General features: G+C 57.9%; 21 protein-coding genes. 2 read left to right on the forward strand and 19 right to left on the reverse strand.

Features of this window, described 5'->3' with window-relative positions; translation table 11 throughout:
* Nucleotides 1–8 precede the first annotated feature (8 nt).
* Nucleotides 9–878, forward strand: a complete 870-nt coding sequence (locus tag AC0L6S_RS11285; RefSeq protein ID WP_473424036.1) for a prepilin peptidase — start codon at nt 9–11, stop codon at nt 876–878.
* Nucleotides 875–1,480, forward strand: a complete 606-nt coding sequence (gene coaE, locus AC0L6S_RS11290) for a dephospho-CoA kinase (protein WP_473424038.1) — start codon at nt 875–877, stop codon at nt 1,478–1,480. The genes AC0L6S_RS11285 and coaE overlap by 4 nt, the downstream gene beginning before the upstream one ends.
* Nucleotides 1,481–1,564: 84 nt before the next feature.
* Here the strand turns inward: coaE and mutT are convergent, their stop codons facing one another.
* From mutT to mraZ, 19 genes are all read right to left on the reverse strand, one after another.
* Complete coding sequence (gene mutT, locus AC0L6S_RS11295; protein ID WP_473424040.1) at nt 1,565–1,966, reverse strand: 8-oxo-dGTP diphosphatase MutT; 402 nt, start codon at nt 1,964–1,966, stop codon at nt 1,565–1,567.
* Nucleotides 1,967–3,193 carry a bifunctional glutamate N-acetyltransferase/amino-acid acetyltransferase ArgJ gene (gene argJ, locus AC0L6S_RS11300; RefSeq protein ID WP_473424041.1) on the reverse strand — a complete coding sequence of 409 codons (1,227 nt, stop codon included), beginning with the start codon at nt 3,191–3,193 and terminating at the stop codon, nt 1,967–1,969. It abuts the gene before it with no gap.
* Nucleotides 3,194–3,223: 30 nt separating this feature from the next.
* Nucleotides 3,224–5,932, reverse strand: a complete 2,709-nt coding sequence (gene secA / locus AC0L6S_RS11305) for a preprotein translocase subunit SecA (RefSeq protein ID WP_473424044.1) — start codon at nt 5,930–5,932, stop codon at nt 3,224–3,226.
* Nucleotides 5,933–6,012: 80 nt separating this feature from the next.
* Nucleotides 6,013–6,942: a M23 family metallopeptidase gene (locus AC0L6S_RS11310; RefSeq protein WP_473424046.1), complete on the reverse strand. Its 930-nt coding sequence runs from the start codon at nt 6,940–6,942 to the stop codon at nt 6,013–6,015.
* Nucleotides 6,943–7,229: 287 nt separating this feature from the next.
* Nucleotides 7,230–8,402, reverse strand: a complete 1,173-nt coding sequence (gene ftsZ, locus AC0L6S_RS11315) for a cell division protein FtsZ (RefSeq protein WP_473424047.1) — start codon at nt 8,400–8,402, stop codon at nt 7,230–7,232.
* A gap of 77 nt (nt 8,403–8,479) precedes the next feature.
* Nucleotides 8,480–9,721 (reverse strand): cell division protein FtsA, encoded by a 1,242-nt coding sequence (gene ftsA / locus AC0L6S_RS11320; RefSeq protein ID WP_473424048.1) that lies wholly within the window; start codon nt 9,719–9,721, stop codon nt 8,480–8,482.
* Between the two features lie 33 nt (nt 9,722–9,754).
* On the reverse strand, nt 9,755–10,651 hold the full coding sequence (locus tag AC0L6S_RS11325) for a cell division protein FtsQ/DivIB (protein WP_473424051.1): 897 nt from the start codon (nt 10,649–10,651) through the stop codon (nt 9,755–9,757).
* Between the two features lies 1 nt (nt 10,652).
* Nucleotides 10,653–11,576 carry a D-alanine--D-alanine ligase gene (locus AC0L6S_RS11330; protein ID WP_473424053.1) on the reverse strand — a complete coding sequence of 308 codons (924 nt, stop codon included), beginning with the start codon at nt 11,574–11,576 and terminating at the stop codon, nt 10,653–10,655.
* Nucleotides 11,573–13,012: a UDP-N-acetylmuramate--L-alanine ligase gene (murC, locus tag AC0L6S_RS11335; protein WP_473424056.1), complete on the reverse strand. Its 1,440-nt coding sequence runs from the start codon at nt 13,010–13,012 to the stop codon at nt 11,573–11,575. The genes AC0L6S_RS11330 and murC overlap by 4 nt, the downstream gene beginning before the upstream one ends.
* The gene (gene murG, locus AC0L6S_RS11340) at nt 13,005–14,105 is read right to left on the reverse strand and encodes an undecaprenyldiphospho-muramoylpentapeptide beta-N-acetylglucosaminyltransferase (RefSeq protein ID WP_473424058.1); all 1,101 of its coding nucleotides are present in this window, start codon (nt 14,103–14,105) and stop codon (nt 13,005–13,007) included. Before murG ends, murC begins: the two co-directional genes overlap by 8 nt.
* Nucleotides 14,102–15,250 (reverse strand): putative lipid II flippase FtsW, encoded by a 1,149-nt coding sequence (ftsW, locus tag AC0L6S_RS11345; RefSeq protein WP_473428584.1) that lies wholly within the window; start codon nt 15,248–15,250, stop codon nt 14,102–14,104. Before ftsW ends, murG begins: the two co-directional genes overlap by 4 nt.
* Nucleotides 15,251–15,252: 2 nt before the next feature.
* On the reverse strand, nt 15,253–16,617 hold the full coding sequence (gene murD, locus AC0L6S_RS11350; RefSeq protein WP_473428586.1) for a UDP-N-acetylmuramoyl-L-alanine--D-glutamate ligase: 1,365 nt from the start codon (nt 16,615–16,617) through the stop codon (nt 15,253–15,255).
* A 6-nt stretch (nt 16,618–16,623) separates the two neighbouring features.
* Entirely contained in the window at nt 16,624–17,706 is a 1,083-nt protein-coding gene (gene mraY / locus AC0L6S_RS11355) for a phospho-N-acetylmuramoyl-pentapeptide-transferase (protein ID WP_473424060.1), read from the reverse strand.
* 2 nt (nt 17,707–17,708) lie between these two features.
* A complete protein-coding gene (locus AC0L6S_RS11360; protein WP_473424063.1) occupies nt 17,709–19,064 on the reverse strand; it encodes a UDP-N-acetylmuramoyl-tripeptide--D-alanyl-D-alanine ligase in 1,356 nt (451 codons plus the stop codon).
* An 8-nt stretch (nt 19,065–19,072) separates the two neighbouring features.
* Complete coding sequence (locus tag AC0L6S_RS11365; protein ID WP_473424064.1) at nt 19,073–20,566, reverse strand: UDP-N-acetylmuramoyl-L-alanyl-D-glutamate--2,6-diaminopimelate ligase; 1,494 nt, start codon at nt 20,564–20,566, stop codon at nt 19,073–19,075.
* Nucleotides 20,563–22,275, reverse strand: a complete 1,713-nt coding sequence (locus AC0L6S_RS11370) for a peptidoglycan D,D-transpeptidase FtsI family protein (RefSeq protein ID WP_473424068.1) — start codon at nt 22,273–22,275, stop codon at nt 20,563–20,565. The genes AC0L6S_RS11365 and AC0L6S_RS11370 overlap by 4 nt, the downstream gene beginning before the upstream one ends.
* Nucleotides 22,276–22,292: 17 nt before the next feature.
* Nucleotides 22,293–22,616: a cell division protein FtsL gene (ftsL, locus tag AC0L6S_RS11375; protein ID WP_473424071.1), complete on the reverse strand. Its 324-nt coding sequence runs from the start codon at nt 22,614–22,616 to the stop codon at nt 22,293–22,295.
* Between the two features lie 21 nt (nt 22,617–22,637).
* Nucleotides 22,638–23,555 (reverse strand): 16S rRNA (cytosine(1402)-N(4))-methyltransferase RsmH, encoded by a 918-nt coding sequence (gene rsmH / locus AC0L6S_RS11380; RefSeq protein ID WP_473424074.1) that lies wholly within the window; start codon nt 23,553–23,555, stop codon nt 22,638–22,640.
* 9 nt (nt 23,556–23,564) lie between these two features.
* Complete coding sequence (gene mraZ / locus AC0L6S_RS11385; RefSeq protein WP_473424077.1) at nt 23,565–24,020, reverse strand: division/cell wall cluster transcriptional repressor MraZ; 456 nt, start codon at nt 24,018–24,020, stop codon at nt 23,565–23,567.
* Nucleotides 24,021–24,070: the final 50 nt, after the last annotated feature.

Genomic DNA, 24,070 nt, shown 5'->3' on the forward strand with positions numbered 1-24,070 from the left:
GTCCATTCATGCCAGAAACAATTGTGCCAATGGGCCTGCTTTACACCGGGCTTTTGTGCCTGGGTTTACTCGTTGGCAGTTTCCTCAATGTCGTAATCTACCGCCTTCCGGTGATGATGGAGACCCGCTGGCGACGCGACTGTTGCGAGTTACTGGAGCAGGAGCAGGAAAAGCTGGACGCCCCGCTCAACCTGGCCACGCCCAATTCGCACTGTCCACACTGCAAGTCCGCGATCAAACCCTGGCAAAACATTCCAGTTATCAGCTATCTGATGCTGCGCGGAAAATGTGCAAGCTGCGCGGCACCTATCTCTGTCAGATACCCCATCATCGAATTGGTCACCGGGCTGATGACGATGGTACTGGCAGCATTTTTCGAGTTTTCGCCGGCCCTTCTGGGTGCAGTACTGCTTACCTGGGCATTGATTTCACTGACGATGATCGATGTCGATCACCAGTTGCTGCCCGATGACATCACGCTGCCACTGATCTGGTTGGGCCTGCTTTTCAACCTGCAGTCAACCTACGTCAGCCTGAGCGATGCCGTCATAGGCGCGATGGCCGGCTACCTTATTCTCTGGACCATCTACCAGGCTTTCAAACTACTGACAGGCAAAGAGGGTATGGGCTATGGTGATTTCAAACTGCTCGCCGCGTTGGGCGCCTGGGTGGGCTGGCAGATGTTGCCGGAAATCATTCTGCTCTCGTCGCTGGTCGGTGCCGTCTGCGGCATTGCACTGATGTTCGTGAAGAAACGCGGTAAAGAAATTCCCATTCCCTTTGGCCCCTATCTGGCCGTCGCTGGCTGGCTGGCACTGCTGTTGGGTGACGGCAGCTACGGCTCCGTGTTTGCACACTTTGGAATTCGACTGATATGACACTGGTAGTGGGCATCACCGGTGGCATCGGCAGTGGCAAATCAGCCGTCACCAAACACCTTGAGCAGTACGGCATCACCGTGGTGGATGCAGACGTCGTCGCCCGCGAAATTGTTGAACCCGGTAAGCCCGCACTGGCAGCTATCACCGAGCATTTTGGTGACGACATCCTGCAGCCCAACGGCCAGTTGGACAGGGCAAAGCTGCGCGCGCGCGTTTTCTCGGATGAGTCTGAACGGCACTGGCTGGAGCAACTGACCCACCCGCTGATCGGCGAGGAAATCGTCAACCAGATCGCGTCATCATGCAGCGCCTATACCGTGCTCAGTTCACCCTTGCTGCTGGATACCAGCCAGAAAGCGCTGACCGACTGTGTGGTTGTGGTGGATACATCGGAGGCCTTGCAGATAGCGCGTACAGTGCAGCGCGACAACAACGATACAGCACAGGTCAAACGGATTATGGCGGCGCAGTTAGGACGCGATGAGAGACTGGCGCTGGCCGATATCGTGATCGACAACAGCGGTACGCTGGAAGAACTCCACAGTCAGGTGGACGAACTGCACAAGGAATTCCTGCAGCGCGCGGAGACCGGTCGTTAGCAAGTGCATGGCGTTGAGAAGCGGCTCGTTGCCGTACTCGATACTGCGCATAAAGGCTTGCTACAAGGCGCGCTAAAACACTGCTCAGGTCTGATCGAATAGCGCTTCCACTGCGGTGACAATGGGCTTATTAGCAGCTGGAAACGCATAGCGACTGAGTTCCTCAACGGCCACCCAGGCCATCGGCTGACCTTCCTGAGGGGTCGCTTCACCGCTGAACTCCCAGACAACGTGCACATCGAGCAGGACGTTCTTGTCGCCGTAATCGTGCTTTATCTCAAGCAGGGCGCTGGTGCGACCGATGGCTATGCCGAGTTCCTCTTGCAGCTCGCGCGCCAAGGCCTGCGACAGGGACTCTCCTGCCTCCACCTTGCCACCGGGGAACTCCCACAGGTCGCCCTGATGCGCATCAGGCGCTCGCCGGGTAAGCAGGATATTGCTCTGCGCATCGAGAATGACACCCACCGCGACATGTACCAACGCCATTCAGGTGCGGTACTCTGCGTTGATGCGCACATAGTCGTAAGAGAAGTCTGTTGTCCAAACCGCAGCTTCGCTGTCACCACGCTGCAGTTCCACACGGATGACGATATCTTCGGATGCCATCGCGGCAACCCCCTGCGCCTCGGAATAGGACTGCGCACGACAGCCACGTTCGGCGATCAGCACGTCATTCAAATACAGTGACACACGCTCAACCTCCAGATCGGGCACGCCGGCGCGACCGATGGCAGCCAGCAGACGGCCCCAGTTGGGGTCACTGGCAAACAGCGCAGTTTTTACCAACGGCGAATGGGCAATCGTGAACGCGACATCCAGGCACTCGGCCTCACTGTGCCCGCCATTCACCTGCACGGTTACAAACTTGCTGGCGCCTTCACCGTCGCGCACGATGCTCTGTGCGAGTACGATGCAGGTTTCTTCCACTGCGTCTCGAAGCGCCCGATAAAGTGCCGAGTCGCGATCACTGACAACTGCGTTGCCCGCCATGCCGGTGGCCAGTAACAAGCAGGCATCATTGGTGGACGTATCGCCGTCAATGGTGATGCGATTAAAGGAAATATCGGTCAGCTCTGCCAGCATCTGCTGCAACAGTGGTTGTTCCACGGCCGCGTCGGTGGCGATATAGGCCAGCATGGTCGCCATATTGGGTCGGATCATGCCGGCCCCCTTGGCGATACCGGTGACCACGTAATCGCGCCCCTCGCAGGTAAAGCTAACAGAGTGTGCCTTGGGCCGTGTATCGGTTGTCAATATACCTTCAGCTGCTGCCAGCCAGCCGTCGTCTGAGAGCGCGTCAAAGGCGGCGGGGACAGCCTGTTCAATCCTGGATACCGGCAGCGGCTCACCGATCACCCCGGTCGAGAAAGGCAGAACACGGTCAACATCGACGTCGGCAATCGCTGCGACGGCTGTCGTGCAGGCCTGTGCTGCGGCGATGCCTGACGCGCCTGTACCGGCGTTCGCATTACCGGTATTGACCAACAGGTAGCGGGGCTGATGAGTGCTGGCTTGCAACTTTTCGCGCGCCACTGTTACGGGCGCGGCGCAAAACGCATTGCGCGTAAAAACCGCTGCACACTGCGTGCCGGGCGTAACCTCGACAAGGACGAGGTCCTTGCGGCCGGGTGTCTTAATCCCGGCCGACACTGTTCCCAGTCGTACACCGGGCACCGCACGCAATGCTACGATGCTGTCTTCGCCAACTGCCATCTCAAATAATGACTCTCTGAAGGATCATAGTCACAGCTTGCCGTGGCACTGCTTGTACTTCTTGCCACTACCGCAGGGGCAGGGCTCATTCCTGCCGACCTTGGGCTGATCGCGGGTGTAAGTCTGTGGTACAGCCGGTTCGCTCTCCTGCTCCTGCGACGCCTCCGCCTGCATGGAGGACACTTCGGCATGCTGGAATGCCAGCTTCTCCCGCGCCGCCTCTTCGCGCCGCTGTTGTTCAATGGCCATCGCCTCATCCTTGCGCTGGATCTGCACGTGGCTGAGAAACTTCACAACCTCGTATTTGAGACTGACGAGCAATTGCTCGAACAGCTGGAAAGATTCCCGCTTGTATTCCTGTTTCGGGTTTTTCTGGGCATACGCGCGCAGATGAATACCCTGGCGCAGATGATCCATAGTGGACAGGTGATCTTTCCACAGTGTGTCCAGAATCTGCAACATAATCTGCTTTTCAATGCGGCGCATGTCGTCGCCAACTGCCTCACTCTTGGCGTCGTAAGCCGCCTGTACCGCCTCAACAATCTTCTCGCGCAGTGCCTCCTCATGCAGCTTGTCGTCCTCGTCCAGCCACTGCGCCAGCGGCAGTGAAACGGCAAACTCGGCCTCCAGCTGTTTCTCCAGGCCCGGTACATCCCATTGCTCCTCAACACTCATCGGGGGGATGTAGCTGTCTATCGCCTCCATTACGACATCGCGCCGGATGGTGGTGATGGTTTCGGAGATGTCAGCCTCTGTCAGCAGGTCATCGCGCTGTTGATAAATAATCTGACGCTGGTCGTTGGCAACATCATCGTACTCCAGCAACTGCTTGCGGATGTCGAAGTTGCGGCCCTCGACCTTGCGTTGCGCTTTTTCTATCGCATTGGTAACCATGCGGTGTTCGATGGCCTCGCCCTTTTCCATCCCCAATGCCTGCATGAAGCCCTTTACCCTGTCGGAAGCAAATATGCGCATCAAGTTATCTTCCATCGACAGGTAGAAACGGGATACCCCCGGGTCACCCTGGCGCCCCGCACGGCCGCGCAGCTGGTTGTCTATACGGCGCGACTCGTGACGTTCGGTACCCAGTATGTGCAAACCACCGGCCTCCAGCACCTGCTCATGCCGTTTCTTCCAGGCCTCTCGTACCTTCGCATCCTCGGCCTGCCCGACCTCACCCAGCGCCGCCAGCTCGGCTTCCAGGTTGCCCCCCAGCACGATATCGGTACCGCGACCGGCCATGTTGGTGGCGATGGTGACCACGCCGGGGCGCCCGGCCTGGGCGATAATCTCCGCCTCCTGCTCGTGGTACTTGGCGTTGAGGACTTTGTGTTCAATCTTGGCCTTTTTAAAGCGTGTGGACATCGCTTCCGATGTCTCCACTGAGGCAGTACCGACCAGTACCGGCGCGCCTTTTTCCATACACTCTTTGACGTCGGCGACAATCGCATCAAACTTTTCTTCCGTACTCATATACACCAAATCATTTAGATCGGTGCGCTGCTGCGGAACATTAGTGGGAATGATCAGGACTTCCAGACCGTAGATCGAGCGAAATTCAAATGCCTCCGTATCCGCCGTACCCGTCATACCGGCAAGTTTGTTGTAAAGTCGGAAGTAATTCTGGAATGTCGTCGAAGCCAGTGTCTGACTCTCACTCTGGATAGCCACACCTTCCTTCGCCTCAATGGCCTGATGCAGCCCCTCGGACAGGCGTCGACCGGGCATGGTGCGGCCGGTATGTTCATCGATCAGTACGACCTGTCCGTTCTGTACGATATACTCGACATCCTTGTGGTACAGCGCATGGGCTCGCAGACCGGAATAGACGTGGTGCAACAGGTTAAGGTTGGTGGCACCGTAGAGATTATCGCCCTCCTCAAGTAATCCCTCACTCGTCATCAATTCCTCGATAAACTCGTGTCCTGCCTCGGTAAGTTCTATCTGGCGCTGCTTCTCGTCGATAGTATAGTGGCCGGCTTCTCCTTCCGTATCCTGGCGCAGCGATGGGATCAGGCGGTTGATACGCCGATAGAGTTCTGAACTGTCTTCAGAGGCACCGGAAATAATCAACGGGGTACGCGCCTCGTCGATCAGAATGGAGTCCACCTCGTCGACAATCGCCAGGCCCAGTCCCCGTGAAACTCGCTCCTCCAGGGAGAACGCCATATTGTCGCGCAGATAGTCGAAGCCGAATTCATTGTTGGTACCGTAGACGATATCGGCTTTGTAAGCCTCGCGCTTTTCGTCGGGAGTCTGGCCCGCGCGGATCACACCGAAGGACAGACCGAGAAAATTGTACAGCGGCCCCATCCAGTGCGCATCGCGATTGGCAAGGTAATCGTTGACGGTGATCAGGTGGACGCTATCGCCACCGAGCGCATTGAGATAGGCTGGAAGGGTCGCTACCAGGGTCTTGCCCTCACCGGTACGCATCTCGGCAATATTGCCCTCGTGCAGGGCCATACCACCGATGAGCTGGACATCAAAGTGGCGCAGGCCGAGCACGCGCTCACCCGCTTCGCGGACAACGGCAAACGCCTCGGGAAGAATGCCATCCAGGGTCTCACCTTTGGCAAGACGCGCTTTAAACTCTTCGGTTTTAGCCGCGAGTTGCGCATCATCCAGCGCCTTGATGTCGTCCCCGAGCGCATTGATCTGTTTGACCACTTTACCCAGGCGTTTCAGCTGTCGGCTATTGCGGGTGCCAAAAACGTTTTTCAGTGCTTTACTTAACATGATGTTTCATCGTATTTGAAAATAGAGAACCCCACCGGCATCAATCCGGCTGGGAGCGCAAAAAAACAGGCGAGAGTGAGTCAGGGCTCGGTGCGGGCAACGTAACTGGAAGGATCAACAGAACGTCCATTCTTGTACACCTCATAGTGCACGTGAGAGCCTGTCGCGCGCCCGGTTGAACCCATCAGAGCAATGGTGTCACCTTTGCGTACCACATCGCCAGGCTTGACAAGAATTTCCTTGGCATGGGCATAGCGAGTGACATAATCGTCCCCGTGGGAAACCTCTACGGTGTTACCGTAAGCGCCGTCCCGCCCGGCCCAGGTGATCACGCCGGCAGCTACTGCCACGATCTCCGAGCCGGCCTTGCCGGCAAAATCCAGCCCGGTGTGCATCGATTTCTTGCCGGTGATGGGATCCGTGCGCCAGCCATACCGAGAGGACATGTAGCCACTTTTCACCGGCCGGCCCGACAGCGATGTCTGCTCCTGCCATTTACTATTGGTCAGCAGAGACTCCAGCATCTCCAACTGCTGTTCGCGGTTGTCGAGCCGCGACTCGAAACTGTTCAGTGCGTCATCAAAATGCATGGTGGAAAAATCGCTGCTGAAGGCGCCCGACAGTGGGCCGCCCATAGCGGGAGGCTGACTGAAATCGAACTCCCCCTCTTCCAGATCCGCCATTGATGTGAGGTGTTGACCCAACGCGTCCAGTCGAGTCATCCTGGCCTCTAGTTCGGCCAAATTGAGTGTCATTGCCTGTAACTGCCGCTGGCTCAGTGGAGCTGGCTTGCTCACCTGGGATGTATTCTGCTGCAGTTGGTCCTGCGGCGTATCCAATGCCTGTTCACGCAACATGCGCGCGCCGCTCTCCTGCCCTGCTATATAGCCCGAGGCGGCAAGCCCCAGCGGAAGGCCCAGGCAGCAAAGTGACAGCAACGCGCGTGACCAGCGGCTCAGCTCGATAGAACGCGAACCACCGTGCTTTCGACTAACAAAAATGACTTTCATTAATTCTTCACTGACAGGGGGAAAAACGTTGAAGTTGCGCGCGACTATGCCAGAATTCGCTGCGATTTACCAGATGACAACTTCGGTAGGAAATGCCGATTCCAGGCCAGCGAGAGTGGATGGCGGCCGGGGAGGACGCGCATCGGGGAAACGCTCCATCCACCCAGGTTCTCGGATGTGCTCTGGAATCAGCCCTGTCAGACCAGCGGGTCACTGCCCCCGCGTATCACCAACTGGCGCAGGGCCAGCCCGTGATAAACGTCGGAGCAAAACGACCAGCCGCCTGTCTAATCGGCCTGGCGACGCAGGAACGCGGGGATATCAAAGTAATCCTCGCTGGCGCTATCCGCCCCTGCAGCACCGGAACCCTCTGCGGAGCGCTGTCCATTGCGCAATGCAGCAGGCCGATCGAACTTGCTGTAGTCGGTTTCCATGGCGAGGTCTTCCGCAGGCGCCGCAGGCTTGGTTGCACCTTCCACAATCTGCAACGGAACCCTCGCCACACCGCCGCCCAGGCCGGTTGCGACCACAGTCACCTTGATTTCCTCCTTCATGCTCGGATCGATCACTGTACCCACCACAACAGTGGCTTCCTCCGATGCGAACTCCTCAACGGTTTCGCCAACCTCGGAAAATTCGCCCAGCGACAGATCAAAACCTGCTGTGATATTGACAAGAATACCGCGTGCGCCGGCCAGATTGATATCATCCAGCAGCGGACTGCTGATCGCTTTTTCGGCGGCCATACGCGCCCGATTCTCACCCTTGGCGTATCCGGTACCCATCATAGCCATACCCATTTCCGACATCACAGTGCGCACATCGGCAAAATCCACGTTGATCATGCCGGGGCGGATAATCAGGTCTGCGATACCCTGTACGGCGCCCAGTAGCACATCGTTGGCCTCACGAAAGGCATCCAGCAGGCTGGTATTCTGCCCCAAAACCTCCAGCAGCTTCTCGTTCGGAATGGTGATCAGTGAATCGACATGCTGCTCCAGTTCAGACAGGCCTTCCTGTGCGATACTGAGCCGTTTTTTACCTTCGAATGAGAACGGCCGGGTTACCACGGCAACGGTCAGTATACCCAGTTCACGCGCCACTTCAGCCACCACCGGAGCGCCCCCGGTACCTGTGCCACCACCCATGCCAGCAGTGATGAACACCATGTCGGCACCGCGCAGTGCTTCGGCGATCCGCTCGCGATCCTCCATCGCAGCGGCGCGCCCAATTTCCGGGTTGGCACCAGCACCCAGGCCTTTGGTGATATCACCACCTAACTGCAGCACAGTCTTGGACGCGACATCAGACAAAGCCTGAGCATCGGTGTTGGCGCAGATAAAATCCACGCCATCAACGTCATTCTCGATCATGTGCTTGACGGCGTTACCACCACCGCCACCCACGCCGATCACTTTGATAACCGCATTTGATGGAACGGAATCGATTAGTTCAAACATAGTCTTACTCCCCATTTATAATAACGCGCCGCGCTCTCACGCAACCCCTTTACAACAACACTACAACCACACAACCACTAAAAATTGCTCTGCAACCACGATTTGGCTCTACTCCAGACGCTCTCGGAGGTACTGCCAGGCTTGGCCGACGAACCGGACCCGTTGTCAGGTCGGTGCACAATGCCGTACTGCAGCAAACCCACGCTGGTGGCGTAGATCGGATTGCGTACGATATCGTTCAGCCCCTTCACTGTTTGCGGGTATCCCACCCGCACCGGCATATGGAAAATTTCCTCTGCGAGTTCCACAACACCTTCCATCTTGGAGGTGCCTCCCGTGAGGACGACACCCGCTGGCACCATGTCCTCAAAGCCACTGCGCCGCAGTTCCGCCTGTACCAGCGTGAACAGTTCGTCGTACCGCGGCTCCACAACCTCAGCCAGCGACTGTCGGGACAGGTCCCTCGGAGGACGATCCCCCACACTGGGCACTTTGATGGTGTCGTCCGCACCGGCCAATTGCGTCAGCGCACAGGCGTATTTGATCTTGATCTCTTCGGCGTGCTGGGTGGGTGTACGCAGCGCCATTGCGATGTCATTAGTCACTTGATCACCGGCGATAGGTATCACCCCCGTATGCCGGATGGACCCATCGGTAAAGATCGCGATATCCGTGGTGCCGCCACCGATATCCACCAGGCAGACACCCAGCTCTCGCTCATCGTCGGTCAGCACCGAGTAGCTGGACGCCAGCTGCTCGAGAATAATTTCTTCAACTTCAAGGCCGCAGCGGCGGATGCACTTCTCAATATTCTGCGCCGCATTGACCGCGCAGGTGACAAGATGGACCTTGGCCTCCAACCGCACGCCAGACATCCCCATCGGTTCCTTGATGCCCTCCTGGTTATCAATCACATACTCCTGCGGCAGGATGTGCAGGATCTTCTGGTCTGCAGGAATGGCCACAGCCTGTGCTGCGTCAATGACACGCTCCAGATCCGCCCGAAATACCTCCTTGTCCTTGATTGCGACAATGCCGTGTGAGTTCAGACTGCGAATATGGCTACCGGCTATCCCCACGTACACGGAGTGGATCTGGCAACCCGCCATCAGCTCAGCTTCCTCTACCGCGCGCTGTATGGACTGGACTGTGGATTCGATATTTACCACCACACCTTTCTTCATGCCCTTGGACGGATTGGAGCCGATACCCACAACCTCAACAGTGCCGTCCAGGCCGATCTCTCCGACAATCGCCACCACTTTGGAAGTGCCGATATCGAGGCCCACAACCAATTTTTTATCCTGTGCGCTGCCCATGGCAGTGTCTCCCATTCACTCTCAACTGCATTGTTATATTCCCGCCACTTGCGACGGATCTACCTCTGGCGGCGCTTTAAACGCTACTGCTATTCCGCTTTCATACCGCAAATCCACGCGTTCAATCTCTGTTTTTCTGGCCGCCAGATCGCTCTGGTAGACTTTCCTGAAACGCTGCATTCTCTCTAGAAAATCCTCACCGCCGAGATTCAGTTGCATACCGCCTGTCAGGACGGCCTCCAACTGACCGCGCTCATCCACAGCAAGCTGCTCCACGGAGAGATTGAGCGGCGCGAGGAATTCCACCAGCCGCTGGTATTTTTCGACCAGCGATTTGGCAGAGCCCTTCGGCCCTTGAAGGCGTGGCAAAGTCTCCCATTCAACCGCTTTATCGGAGTGGAACACGCCTCCCTCATGGTTGAGAAATCCGTCTTGGCCCCACAGCGCAATAGGCAACTCCTCTACCACATGAATCTCCAGTGCACTTGGCCATTTGCGGCGCACACTGGCCTTATATATCCATGGCAACCCTTCCAGTTGTTGCTGTATCTGCTGCAGGTCTGCACTTAGGAAGCCACCTGCAAGGCCCGGCTGCACCATATCCTGCACGGCCTGCGCCTGCGTGTGCTCCAACTCACCGGTGACACTGATACGTTGCACCGGCAAGCTCTGAATCGTAATCACAGCCTTAACGCCCGCGGTGACCACAACAGCGGCCCCGAGCAAAACAAGCATGCGGTTAAACCAAACCGAGAAAACACCCTCGGCCTTGGCTGCACCTTTAGCCGGCGCCACCGTATTGCGAGTAGCGCCCTGTGGTGCGCGACGACCGCGCATTTTCACTGGCCGTTTCTTTGCCGGCGACGGCTTCCGCTTGCCGCCCCATCTGACAATCGCTTCCGGCCCCACCCTGCGAGATATTCCAGCCATACTATTGCCTGCCCGCCAAACTCAACTCCAATATTTGCTGTACCAGTTGCGGGATTGTCATACCCGCAGCAGCCGCAGCCATAGGCACAAGACTGTGAGAAGTCATACCCGGCACCGTGTTGACTTCGAGCACCCAGAATTTTCCCTGCGCATCGCGCATCACATCTACCCGCCCCCAAACGGCGCACCCAAGCGATCGGAATGCGCGCAGGGACAGCGCTGCAATTTCTGCTTCTTCACTGTCCGACAGACCGCTGGGAATGTGATAGCGCGTATCGTTGGAGACGTATTTCGCCTCGTAATCGTAGAACACGTTATCCGTTTCCAGACGAATCGAAGGCAGGGCCCGATCACCCAGAATTGCCACGGTGTATTCAGGGCCGGCAATAAACTGCTCGGCCAGCACCTCACCGGCGTATTGGCTGGCCAGTTTGAAGGACTCACGCAACTCGCTCGCATTGGCCGCAATACTCATACCGAGACTGGAGCCTTCACTGGCCGGTTTGACGAACACTTTGCCAAAACGGTCAATCACGTTCTGCCAATCCGTATTCGCGCTCAGTGTGACGAACCCGGCTGTAGAGAGGTCTATTCCCTGCCACAGTTGTTTGCTGCGGGGCTTGTCCATCGCCAGCGCCGAGCCCAATACGCCTGATCCCGTGAATGGAATACCCAATGTCTGCAACGCACCCTGCATGCTGCCATCCTCTCCCCCAGGGCCATGCAGCACGATGAACGCGACACTCACGTCGGTGAGTTGCGCGCGCCACTCGGCTTGCGACGGGTCGATTGCAACCACATTCAGGTCCAGTGACTGCAGGGCTTCGATTACGGTCTTGCCGCTGTTAAGAGAGACTTCCCGCTCACCAGAACTGCCACCCAGCAGGACTGCAACTTTGCCATTGCGCAGTTGGTCCAGACTCATATCAGCGCCCCCTGTTTCAGGTAAAGAGAGCTCAGATCCTGCGCCAGCAGTGAAACCGTGCCGGCACCCTGCGTCACCACAACGTCTTTATCTTGCACAATCGTGCTCAGCAACTGGGGCACATCTTCAATACGTTCAGCAAAAATCGGCTCTATCTGGCCGCGCTGGCGGATACTGCGAATCAGGCTGCGACTATCTGCGCCGGGGATGGCAGCTTCGCCAGCGGGATAGACATCGAGCAGCACCAGCACATCACAGCTAGACAACACCGCGACAAAGTCCTCGTAGAGATCCCTCGTGCGGGTGTAACGATGCGGTTGATACACCATCACTATGCGTCGCTGCGGCCACGCCTGACGCACCGATTCGAGCGTCGCGCGCACTTCAGTCGGGTGATGCCCATAATCGTCAACCAACTCGGCATTCCCACCCGGGAAAGTGAGCTCTCCCAAGCGCGTGAAGCGGCGTCCGACCCCGGCAAAGTTCGCCAGGCCCTGCTGAATATCAACGTCGCTAACACCCTCATCACAGGCGACCACTAGGGCTGCAGTAGCATTCAACACATTATGCGTGCCGGGCATATTAAGAGTGATAGCCAGCGGCGATGCATCACCCGGCCTTTGCACCTCAAACGCGGTGGTCATTCCCTGGCGTTGCATCCCAGTGATGCGATAGTCGGCATCCTTGGCAAAACCGTAGGTGAGTACCTGACGGGAGATATCCGGCTGCATCTCGCGTACCACCGGATCGTCGATACACAGTACCGCAACGCCGTAGAATGGCAGGTTGTGCAGAAAATCCAGGAAAGTGCGTCGCAGTACCGCGAAGTCACCGCCATAGGTTTCCATATGATCGGCTTCAATATTTGTCACCACCGTAACCATGGGTTGCAGATGCATAAAAGAGGCATCGCTTTCGTCGGCCTCGGCGATCAGAATGCGACCGGCGCCCAGTTGCGCGTTGCTGCCGACACTGTTCACCAGCCCGCCGATGACAAAGGTGGGGTCGAGTCCAGCTGCACCGAGGACCGCTGCGATAAGGCTGGTAGTAGTGGTCTTGCCGTGTGTTCCGGCAACCGCGATGCCGTGGCGATAGCGCATTAACTCGGCCAGCATTTCTGCGCGCGGCACTACCGGAATTCGGCTGTTCCGTGCCGTAATTACCTCGGGGTTTTTTTCGTCGACCGCGCTCGAAGAGACCACCACATCAGCACAGCCGACATTCTCTGCCGCGTGCCCGAAGAATATCTCGACACCACGCGCAGTCAGGCGTTCGGTAACAGCGCTGGCACGCAGGTCGGAACCGGTAACCGTATAACCCAGGTTCACCAACACCTCGGCGATACCGCTCATACCGGAGCCACCGATGCCGATCATATGGATGCGCCGTATGCGACGCATTTCAGGGAGCGGAAAAGTACTGCGGGTATCAGGCATACATCAACTCCTCGCAGTAGTCACTAACACGGGCCGCTGCATCCGGAGTCGCAGCCGCAAAGGCAGCAGCGGCCATCGCCGACAATCGCTGCGGATCGCCTTGCAGTTCCCGCAACAGCTGCAATACTGATGCCACCGTCATGTCACTCTGGCGCAATAAAATGGCAGCGCCGCAATCCGACAGTGCGCGGGCATTGGCGCTCTGGTGGTCATCAATCGCATGTGGCAGCGGCACCAGAATCGCCGGGCGCCCTATCACGCACAGTTCGGCAATCGTTAACGCACCACAGCGGCACAGTACGAGATCAGCCCAGGCATAGGCTGCGGCCATATCCTCGACAAACGGAGCGACTTCTACCGAGCCTGTCTCCAACAGTTGTCCGTATTGTTCACGCACAGCCTCGTCGTGCCCTGCCCCACTTTGATGCTTCACTTTGATCACTGTGCCCTCAGCCTCTATCAAACCGTGGACCGCCGCTGGCACCACCTCATTGATAGGCTGTGCACCAAGGCTGCCGCCGAGCACCAGCAACTGCAGTGGTCGTTCGCCGCTGAATGTGTACTGGCTGCTCTCACGCGCCTGTAACAACTCGCGACGCACAGGGTTGCCTGGCACCGTGAAGCTGACATCACCTTTGAAAGCGCCGGGAAATCCCGCCACTATTTTGGTGGCCAGTGGTGCCAGCAGGCGGTTGGTGGTGCCGGCGACGGCATTCTGTTCATGAATCAGCAACGGTTTGCGCAACAACCACGCTGCGACACCGGCCGGGCCAGCGACATAACCACCCATGCCCACAACGCAACCCGGCGCACGGCGAAAGACCAACCACAGCGCCTTGATCGAGGCGGCTCCGAGGAAGACCAGCGCCATTAGCTTGTGCCAGATGCTTTTGCCGCGCACACCGCGTACGGGCAGACAGTGCAATTCGATTCCTGCAGCGGGTACGACACGATGCTCAAGACCGCGTACCGTGCCTACCCACTCCACGCGATAGCCGCGCGACAACAGTTCCGTAGCGACCGCCAGTGCCGGATACACATGGCCACCCGTTCCACCGGCCATCATCAATACAAGGGGTTTTTGCGCAGTCATGAGGCCTGCCTCCTGCGCTGCGGTGGCATGCGGATATCGCGATCGATGCGCAGCACTAAACCCAACATGGCACAACAGACAATCAAGCTGCTGCCGCCGTAGCTGACAAACGGCAGGGTCAAACCCTTGGTCGGTAACAGACCGGAACTTACTCCCATGTTGACGAAGGCCTGGCCGGAAAACACCAGCGCAACGCCGTAACAAATGTAGGCGCCAAATGCATTATCAGCGCGTATAGCGCGCAGGCCCGTCCAGAGAATCCGACCAATCAGGGCGGCAAACAGCGCGATAACGGCTACCGCGCCAAGGAATCCGGTTTCCTCCGCCCAGATGGAGAAAACAAAGTCGGTGTGCGCCTCCGGCAGATAGAACAGCTTCTGTACACTGTTGCCCAGACCAACGCCGGTCCATTCTCCGCGACCGAACGCGATCAGTGACTGTGTCAACTGAAAGCCCGTGTCCCAGGGGTCGGCCCATGGATCTGTATAAGCTGTCAGACGCTTGACGCGATAAGGTGCAGATGCCACCAGCACCCCCAGCGCCCCCAGTGCCCCGAGCACCACAACCATAAAGTGCCCAACCTTGACGCCGGCGAGGAACAACATGCCAAGCGCAGTCGCCGCCACGATCACCGTGGCGCCAAAATCGGGCTCGATCATCAACAACAGGGTGGTTGCAAAAAGCACCGTCATCGGCTTCAGAAAGCCCTGCCATTGGTGTCGCACTTCGTGCTCACGACGCACCATATAGCCGGCCAGGTATACAACTACCGCCAGCTTGGCAAGTTCGGAAGGCTGCAGTGTGAACGGGCCCAGTGGCAACCAGCGCTGACTGCCGTTGACCTCAAGACCAACACCGGGAATTAGCACCAGAATCAGCAGTGCCAGCGCCGCGAACAGCCACCACCAGCCACTGGACTCCCAGAACTCGGTCCGCACACAGTAGCAGACTGCGGCTGCTACCAGCCCGGCCAGCAAGTATACGGTATGGCGTTGGGTGTGGTACCAGGCATTCTGAAAATGCCATTCAGCATACTCGATGGATGCAGAGCTAATCGCCACCAGCCCCACCAGCAACAACGCCAGACCCAGCAGGGACAGCGCAGAATCGGGGGCGCCAAGCACGGAAAGCTGCTTGCTGGTCATATTCACTGCTGCCCCTCCACCAGTGCTCTGACATGGGCGGTAAACGTATTACCCCGTTCCACATAGCCGCTGAACAAATCAAAGCTGGCACAGGCCGGAGACAGCAGAACGACATCGCCTCTGGCAGCCCGTGCGGCGGCAGCGGCGACAGCCTCAGCCAGTGAAGACACCATCAGTACCGGCGCTGACGAACGCAGCGCCTGATCGAGTAAGTGCGCATCTTCGCCCAGTAATATAAGGAGTTTACAGTGCCGCGCCGCAGCCTGTTGCAGCTGCGTAAAATCGGCCCCCTTACCCTGGCCCCCGACAATCAACAGCACATTGTTTACGCCACCGAGGCCGCACAGCGCAGCCTCCGTAGCCCCAACATTGGTACCCTTGGAATCATTGACATAGCGAACACCGTCAACGTCGGCAACCAGTTCGCAGCGGTGAGGTAGCCCCTTGAACGTACGCAGGGTAGCCAACATACCGTCCACCGGTAGCCCTGCACAGTAGCCCAGTGCCATAGCCGCCAACGCATTGGCCACATTGTGGCGCCCGGCAAGATTCAACTCTGAAACCGGCAGCAAAAGTTCCCGGCCGCGACTCAGATATTCAACACCCGCCCGCTCACGCAGACCAAAGCCGTCAGCGTCGGGTTCTGCCATACGCCAACTCACAACGTCGACATCGCTATCGAGCACCGGCACAGTGAACGCATCATCCCGATTGACCACAGCGCGTTTACAGCCACCGAAAATGCGGTGCTTGGCTGTGCGGTAGAGAGACAACGAACCGTGGCGATCGAGGTGGTCGGCACTAACATTCAGGACGGTAGCTACGCTCAGACCCAGTCGGTGGGCGCGTTCCAGTTGAAAACTGGACAGTTCCAGCACATACAGTTCCCGCTCGGGCGCCAGCAATTCCAGTGCAGGGATCCCCAGATTACCACCCACTCCGACATTCAGGTGCACATCCCGCGCCATCTGGCCCAGCAATTCCGTTACCGTAGATTTTGCATTCGAGCCCGTGATACCTACCACCGGTGCCGTCGCCTCGCGCATAAACAGATCGATATCACCAACGACATCCACACCGGCGGCAATCGCCTCCTCGACGATGCCCGCATCCATAGCCACACCCGGGCTGACGATCAGCTCGGCGGCAGCGGCGACAATCCCCTGGGGATACTCACCGGCATACAGCTCAACATCCGGCATCTCGCGGCGAAACTCGGCCAATCCGGGCGGTTCGGGCCGCGTATCGACAACCACGAAGGGCAGACCACACTGCAACAGAAAACGCGCGCAGGACAGACCGGTAGTTCCCAAACCAACCACTACGCGATATTCGCTGTTTGCCGCTTTTTGCGAGGCCACTTTCATTCTCATCTAGCGCAATTTCAACGTCGCCAGCCCAAACAGGACCAGCATGACTGTGATAATCCAGAAGCGCACAATCACACGCGGTTCCGGCCAACCTTTCAATTCGAAGTGATGATGGATCGGCGCCATGCGGAAAACCCGTTTTCCCGTCAACTTGAACGATGCCACCTGAACAATCACCGACACTGTTTCCAGCACAAAAATGCCACCCATAATGAAGAACACGATTTCGTGCCGCGTGATCACCGCGACAGTGCCCAGCGCAGCACCCAATGCCAGCGACCCGACATCACCCATAAATACCTGGGCGGGGTACGTGTTGAACCATAGAAAGCCAAGACCCGCACCGGCGATACTCCCGCAGAACACCGCGAGTTCTCCGCTACCGGCGACATAGGGAATATGCAGGTAATTCGCGAAATCCACGCGTCCCGTGAGATAGGCGATAATACCCAGCGCCGTACCCACCAGCACCGTCGGTAGAATGGCGAGGCCGTCCAGCCCATCGGTCAGGTTCACCGCATTACTTGCACCCACAATTACGAAGTAGGACAGCACGATAAACAATGGCCCCATGCTCCAGACGAAATCCTTGAAGAATGGTATGTACAACTCAGTGGTCACTGCAGTATCGAACGCCAAATAGAGAAACAGCGCCGCAGCCAGACCGATGATGGATTGCCAGAAGTATTTCCAGCGCGCAGGCAGACCGCGCGAATTTTTCTCCACAACCTTGCGGTAATCATCGACCCAACCTATCGCACCAAAAGCGCCCGTCACCACCAGGGCCAACCAGAGGTAGGGGTTGCGCAAATCGCCCCACATCAAACAGGCCACAGCAATGCCCACCAACATCAGGGCACCACCCATTGTCGGTGTACCCGACTTGCTGAGATGACTCTGCGGGCCATCGTCGCGCACAGACTGCCCCATCTGGTAAAACTTCAATCGGCGGATCATCATCGGCCCCACCAGCAGAGAGATCATCAGTGCCGTACCTGCCGCCAGAATGCCGCGCAGTGTCAAATACTGAAACACCCGAAACGCACTCTGGTACTGTGTGAGGTACTCAGCCAGCATCATCAACATGATCAGTGTTCCCCCCGCGTCTGGTCGGGGAGCAGCGCATGGAGTACCAGTTCCATGCCGGCACTGCGAGACCCTTTGATCAGCACTGTATCGTCTTCACCAAACTGGCCCTGCAGCGCATTGAGTATCGCAGCCCGGTTTTCGAAGTAACGCCCGCCCGCACCGAATGTAGTGACACAGCCCTCCAGCTCCTGACCGACACCCCACAACTGATCAATCCCGGCATCGCGAGCGTACGCGCCCATTTCCTGGTGCAATGCACCACTGTTCTCTCCCAGTTCGCGCATCGCACCCAGCACCAGTGTGCGGCGACCGGGACAACTCGCGAGCAAATCTATAGCGGCGCGCACAGAGCCGGGATTGGCGTTGTAGCAATCATCCACTACGACAGCACCATCCAGCGAGCGCAGCGAGCGCAGGCGACCACTGACCGGTTGCAGAGATTCCAGGCCATCACGGATTTCCGTCAGGGAGAGATCGCAGGCAAGACCCACCGCAACGGCGGCCAGCGCATTCGACACATTGTGTACACCCGGCAGCCTCAGGCGCATCACCATGTCGCCAACGGGTGTAGACACCGTAAAGCTGACACCCTCTACACCGCGACTTTGCATAGCTCGGGCGCTGATGGCAGCCGGTTGCTGTATACCAAAATCAAGCACCGTTGCGGGAGCCGCGCGCTTACGCCATTGTTTTGCCCAGGGTTGATCGGCATTGACAATGGCCGTGTCAGTCGCGCCCAATCTGTCGTAGATCTCGCCCTTGGCTGCAGCGACACCCTCGACACTGCCAAAGCCCTGCAAGTGTGCTGGCATGGCATTGAGCAACAGTGCAACAGTGGGCCGGGCCAGTTCACACAGCCAATCGATATCGCCCGCCTTGGCTGCCCCCATTTCCACCACCGCGAACTGGTGCTCCGGCCTCAGGCGCAGCAATGTCAGCGGCACTCCAATTTCATTGTTAAAATTACCCTCGGTTGCGAGCGTTCCGCCACGCTGCGCCAGGACTGCATGCACCATATTCTTGACTGTAGTTTTGCCGCTGCTACCGGTAATAGCTACCAACGGGCCACTGAATTGCTGCCGATTCAACGCGCCTAACCGCCCTAGCGCTCGCTGCGTATCGGCCACCTGCAACTGTGACAGGGAGCCAGAAACCGGCGCGGAAACCAACGCGGCTGCCGCGCCCTCACTCTGGACCTGCTGCAGATAATCGTGTCCGTCGAAATGCTCTCCGTGCAAGGCCACAAACAGATCGCCGGCCTTCACCGTACGACTATCAGTGGAGACGCCGGTTATTGACTGGTCGTCACCCAACAGTTGTGCGGCCAGCGGCTCTCTCAGCTCTGATAACGTCATAGGGCGCATCACGACAACACTCTCCGGTCCAGCGCTGAGCGTGCATGCGCCTCATCACTGAAGGGCAGACGCGTGCCATTCACCAGCTGATAGTCTTCGTGGCCTTTACCAGCGATGACCACGCAATCACCACGGCGCGCTGCAGACAATGCGGTTTCTATAGCTTCTGCGCGATCCACCACAAGGCTGTACTCGCCGGTGCACCCTGTTTCAATATCGCGCATGATGCTGAGTGGATCCTCGCTGCGCGGATTGTCGCTGGTAACCAGCACACGATCAGACAGCGAGCAGGCAACGCGCCCCATTACCTGCCGCTTCTCTCTGTCCCTGTCACCACCGCAACCAAACACGGTGATCAGCGAACCACGGATATGCGGGCGCAGCGCTATCAATACCTGCTCCAGTGCATCCGGGGTATGGGCATAGTCGACCACCACCTGTATCCCTTGAGTGTTGGGCACCAGGGCCATCCGACCAGGAATCGGCTGCAACCGCGACACCGCATCGAGCACCGCCGACAAGTCCTCCCCGGCCAATACCAGTGAAGCCACCGCTGCCGCCAGATTGGATAGATTAAAATCACCCGGTAGTGGGCTGAAAAATTCTGCCACGCCCCAAGGGCTGTGTAGCGTTCCTCGCACACCCGTTGCTTCAAATTGTGCATTCTCGATGCGTACGTCGGCCGGACCGCCACTAGCCGAGTAAGTGATTACCTGAGCGCCCGTCGCCACCGCTGCACGCACGCTGTCCACAAAGGGGTCATCGGCGTTTATCACCGCATACTGCAAGCCGTCAATGGCGAACAGGCGTAACTTGGCTCGCCCATACGCATCCATGGTGCCGTGATAGTCGAGATGATCGTGCGAGAGATTGGTGTAGATCGCGGTAGTGAATTCCACGCCGTTCACACGCCCCTGCTCCAGTGCATGGGAGGAGACTTCCATACATACGGAAAGCACTCCCTGCTCCAGCCAATGTGCCAACTGCCGCTGCAGCGAAACGGCATCCGGGGTGGTGTTGACCGCCGCAGTGATATCATCACCGAGTGTTATGCCCAGCGTACCAATAACGCCGCATGCCTTACCGAGAGACCGCCTCAGCTGACCAACTATCCGGCTCGTTGTCGTTTTGCCGTTTGTACCGGTGACACCAATCACATGCATCGAATGACTGGGGTTGCGGTGGAACCGTGCCGCCAGCATACCTGCCTCAAAATGCAACTCAGGTAACTCGACCAACGGCACCGGAATGGCATCGACAAAACCTGCAACAGGCGCCTCGGCCACAACTGCGGCAGCCCCATTGGCGACCGCCTGCTCAATGAACTGACGTCCATCGTGCAGTTCCCCCGGTAACGCCAGAAACAGATCCCCCGGCCGTACTTTGCGACTGTCCAGCTGCATACCGCTGATCATTACGTCAGCGCAAGCGTCACTGTCGCCGCCCAACAGGCTCGGCAGCGACATCGGCTCCACAGCGACAGCCTCGGCAGACGACATCATATGCGCCCTCCCGCAACCGTTGCGTCAGCGGCGCCTGCGGTGCTGATCTCCGAGGGCGGCACATTGAGGAGGCGCAGCGAGGCGGCTGTTACTTCCGAAAACACGGGTGCAGCCACAGCACCGCCACCGTAAAGGGCGCCCTTGGGGTCATTGATAACAACCACGGTGACAATGCGTGGGTTATCGATTGGAGCCACTCCAGCAAACAGCGCTACGTATTTGTTTTTCTCATAACCGGCCGGCCCCACCTTGTGCACGGTACCGGTCTTGCCACCGACCTGATAACCCGGAACTCTCGCCTTACGGGCCGTACCATCCTCGTTGGTCACTGCATGCAGCATGCTCACAAGTTTTGCGGCCGTCTGTTCATCGATGATGCGTTTGCCTTCAGGAATTTCGCCATCCAGTGCCAGCAGCGATACCGGTTGCTGCACTCCACCATTGGCAAAGACCGAGTAGGCACTGGCCAGTTGCAGCGGCGTCGCGGTGATACCATAGCCAAAAGCGAGCGAGACTTTCTCTGTAGCATACCAGCGCGGTCGATTGGGCAAATTCCCGGCACTTTCTCCGGGGAAGCCGGTGCCGGGCGGCTGCCCGATACCGAAGCGGTGGAAAACCTCCCAAATGGGTTCATGTCCAAGCTCCAGAGCGATCTTGGTAACTCCGACCTGACTCGATTTTTGCAGCACGCGCGTCATGCTGATCGCACCGTAATTGCGCGGGTCCGGGTAGACCTTGGGACCGACACGTATGCGCCCTGGAGAGGTATCTATTATCGTATCCGGCGTAAAGCGGCCGCTCTCCAGAGCCGCCACCATAGTGAGGGTCTTCATCGTGGAGCCGGGCTCATAGACATCAGTTACTGCGCGATTGCGCATGGCCGCCGCCCCACCGGATTTCTGCCCGTTAGGGTTGTAGACCGGATAGTTGACCATGGCCAGCACTTCGCCGGTATGACTGTCCAGGGTAACCACCGTGCCCGATTCGGCCCCCAGTGCAGTCACCGCACGCTGTAACTCGCGGTGCTGTACATACTGCAGGCGCAGATCAATACTGAGCCGCAGGTCTTTGCCGGATTCAGCGGGCTGCAGCACACCGATATCACGCACCATTTCGCCGTGCAGATCCTTTATATATTTTTTCTTGCCCGGCCTGCCTTCCAACCACTCGTTGTAGGTCAGTTCCAACCCGGCAATCCCCTGGCCATCGACATTGGTAAAACCGACCAATTGTGCAGCGACTTCCCCTGCGGGATAGAAGCGCCGGTACTCTCGCTCACTGAAGACACCGGGTATCTTCTTATCCAGTATGGTGCGCGCATGCGCAGGGATCTGATGGCGTAGCAAGTACATGAACTGCTTGCCTTCATAGCGAGCCAGCTTTTCCTGCAACTCCGCCAGCTCCATATCCAGCGCCTGCGCCAACTCCCCCAACCGAGATGAGTCTTTTAATAACTGTGGGTTTGCCCAGATGGAAACCACGGGCGTACTGACCGCCAGCGGCTCACCGCGCCGATCAGTTATCACTCCGCGGTATGCCGGTATTTCCGCGGTGCGCAGGGAACGCTTGGCACCCTGACCCTGCAGGAATTCATAACCGTGTTCCAGATCGAGTATCTGTAATGACAACACGCGCCAAACCAGCAGGACAAGCATCACACAAAGCACACCGACAATGGCATAAAAACGCCACACTGGCAGTGATTGCACCTGTGAGCTCGCGCGCCTCACTGTGGCACAACCTTGTACATTGACATGTCGGGCGCCGCCATCTCCAGCTCATTGCGCGCCACTTTCTCCACCCGGTAGTGCGACGCCCAGGTGCTCTGCTCCAGGACCAGTCGGCCATAGTCCTCATGCAGATACCACTGCGAGGATTCCAGCGCCTGCAGCTGCGCATACAGCGCGCGACAGGCGTGTGTTGAGTAGATCGCAGCAAAGGCAGACGCCACCACCAACACAAGCAGAACGGCATTACAGATGAGCAGTTGTCGACTGCCGCTCTGTACGCCCTGCTTCGCGCCTGCGCGTATTACACTGCTTTTAGCCACTTGGGTTTTCCACTCGCCGGTTTAGCTTATTTTTTCCGCAACACGCATCACTGCACTGCGCGCTCGAACATTTCCTGCCACTTCATCATCGCTCGCCCGCACCGCCTTCCCCACCAGGCGCATCCGTCGATTAAGCGCGCTCTCCATTACTGGGACGCCGCGCGGCAGCGTATCGCCGCGCGCCATTTCACGCATGTAGCGCTTCACCAGACGGTCTTCCAGCGAATGAAAGCTGATCACCACCAGGCGTCCGCCGACACGCAATAAATCCAGAGCAACCGACAGAAATACCTGCAGGTCCTCAAGTTCGCGATTGACTTTGATGCGAATTGCCTGAAAAGCGCGAGTGGCGGGATGCTTGTGTTTCTCCCACCGCGGATGTGCCTCCTTGACCACGCGAGCCAACTGACCGGTGGTTTCAAGGGGGGAGTCCTCCCGCGCGGAGACAATCGCAGCGGCAATACGGCGCGCAAAACGCTCCTCACCGTACTCCTTCAATACGCCAGCTATATCCTGCAGGTCGGCATATGACAGCCATTGCGCTGCAGTTTCCCCGCTACTGGTATCCATACGCATATCCAGCGGGCCGTCCTGCATAAAACTGAAGCCGCGATCACCTTCGTCGAGCTGCGGACTGGAAACTCCCAGGTCCAATAAAATGCCATCAACTGCGTCGATCCCCATCCCACGCAGTTGATGGGGAAGCGCAGCGAACGACCCGTGAAAAAACTCAAACCGCGGTTCGCTCTCTGCCAACTGATGTGCCACCGCTGCGGCGGCCAGATCCTTGTCCACGCCCAACACGCGGCCATCTTCATTCAGTTTCTGCAGAAGATAGCGGCTGTGACCACCGCGACCGAAGGTGCCATCGACATAAAAGCCTCCCGGCTTTGTTACCAGGGCATCAACAGCCTCGCGCAACAGAACAGTTTGATGCATAGCAGCCACCTAGAGCTTGAGCGACATCAGTTCATCGGGCAATTCAGCTTCAGGACCGGAATCCTGCAGCGCCTGGTCTCGTTCGGCCAGCCACAGCGATTCTGACCACAACTCCAATTTCTCCCCCTGACCGACCAGTACCACGGCCTTATCGAGCTGCGCGTAGTCCCGCAGCGACTGCGGCAGCAGCAGACGACCACTGCCGTCCAGCTCAAGGTCAGAGGCGTAACCCAACACCAGCCGTTGAAATCGTTTTACCGCCGGCTTCAGTGTTGGTAGATTCTGAATATCTCTCTCAATGCGCTCCCACTCGGGCAGCGGATAAATCACAAGGCAAGTCGCTTGAGTATCGATTGTTACAACAACCTGGCCCTCGGATTTCGCACGCAATGGCTCGCGCAGGCGCGTTGGCATGGCCAATCGCCCCTTGGCGTCCATATTGATGTGCTGTACTCCGCGAAACACCCTGGCTTTCCCCGCTCAAAATTGACTTTTTACCCACAAAAAGCCAAAAA

Source organism: Halioglobus sp. D3-4, assembly GCF_055809315.1.

What these genes read in the sequence shown, in the direction of transcription:
- rsmH (WP_473424074.1), bottom strand. Translation starts at nt 23,555, where the DNA reads ATGCATCAAACTGTTCTGTTGCGCGAGGCTGTTGATGCCCTGGTAACA.
- mraY (WP_473424060.1), bottom strand. Translation starts at nt 17,706, where the DNA reads ATGTTGATGATGCTGGCTGAGTACCTCACACAGTACCAGAGTGCGTTT.
- murG (WP_473424058.1), bottom strand. Translation starts at nt 14,105, where the DNA reads ATGACTGCGCAAAAACCCCTTGTATTGATGATGGCCGGTGGAACGGGT.
- ftsA (WP_473424048.1), bottom strand. Translation starts at nt 9,721, where the DNA reads ATGGGCAGCGCACAGGATAAAAAATTGGTTGTGGGCCTCGATATCGGC.
- AC0L6S_RS11325 (WP_473424051.1), bottom strand. Translation starts at nt 10,651, where the DNA reads ATGGCTGGAATATCTCGCAGGGTGGGGCCGGAAGCGATTGTCAGATGG.
- coaE (WP_473424038.1), top strand. Translation starts at nt 875, where the DNA reads ATGACACTGGTAGTGGGCATCACCGGTGGCATCGGCAGTGGCAAATCA.
- ftsZ (WP_473424047.1), bottom strand. Translation starts at nt 8,402, where the DNA reads ATGTTTGAACTAATCGATTCCGTTCCATCAAATGCGGTTATCAAAGTG.
- secA (WP_473424044.1), bottom strand. Translation starts at nt 5,932, where the DNA reads ATGTTAAGTAAAGCACTGAAAAACGTTTTTGGCACCCGCAATAGCCGA.
- ftsW (WP_473428584.1), bottom strand. Translation starts at nt 15,250, where the DNA reads ATGACCAGCAAGCAGCTTTCCGTGCTTGGCGCCCCCGATTCTGCGCTG.
- AC0L6S_RS11330 (WP_473424053.1), bottom strand. Translation starts at nt 11,576, where the DNA reads ATGAGTCTGGACCAACTGCGCAATGGCAAAGTTGCAGTCCTGCTGGGT.
- AC0L6S_RS11310 (WP_473424046.1), bottom strand. Translation starts at nt 6,942, where the DNA reads ATGAAAGTCATTTTTGTTAGTCGAAAGCACGGTGGTTCGCGTTCTATC.
- mutT (WP_473424040.1), bottom strand. Translation starts at nt 1,966, where the DNA reads ATGGCGTTGGTACATGTCGCGGTGGGTGTCATTCTCGATGCGCAGAGC.
- AC0L6S_RS11365 (WP_473424064.1), bottom strand. Translation starts at nt 20,566, where the DNA reads ATGATGTCGTCTGCCGAGGCTGTCGCTGTGGAGCCGATGTCGCTGCCG.
- murD (WP_473428586.1), bottom strand. Translation starts at nt 16,617, where the DNA reads ATGAAAGTGGCCTCGCAAAAAGCGGCAAACAGCGAATATCGCGTAGTG.
- argJ (WP_473424041.1), bottom strand. Translation starts at nt 3,193, where the DNA reads ATGGCAGTTGGCGAAGACAGCATCGTAGCATTGCGTGCGGTGCCCGGT.
- AC0L6S_RS11360 (WP_473424063.1), bottom strand. Translation starts at nt 19,064, where the DNA reads ATGACGTTATCAGAGCTGAGAGAGCCGCTGGCCGCACAACTGTTGGGT.
- AC0L6S_RS11285 (WP_473424036.1), top strand. Translation starts at nt 9, where the DNA reads ATGCCAGAAACAATTGTGCCAATGGGCCTGCTTTACACCGGGCTTTTG.
- murC (WP_473424056.1), bottom strand. Translation starts at nt 13,012, where the DNA reads ATGCCTGATACCCGCAGTACTTTTCCGCTCCCTGAAATGCGTCGCATA.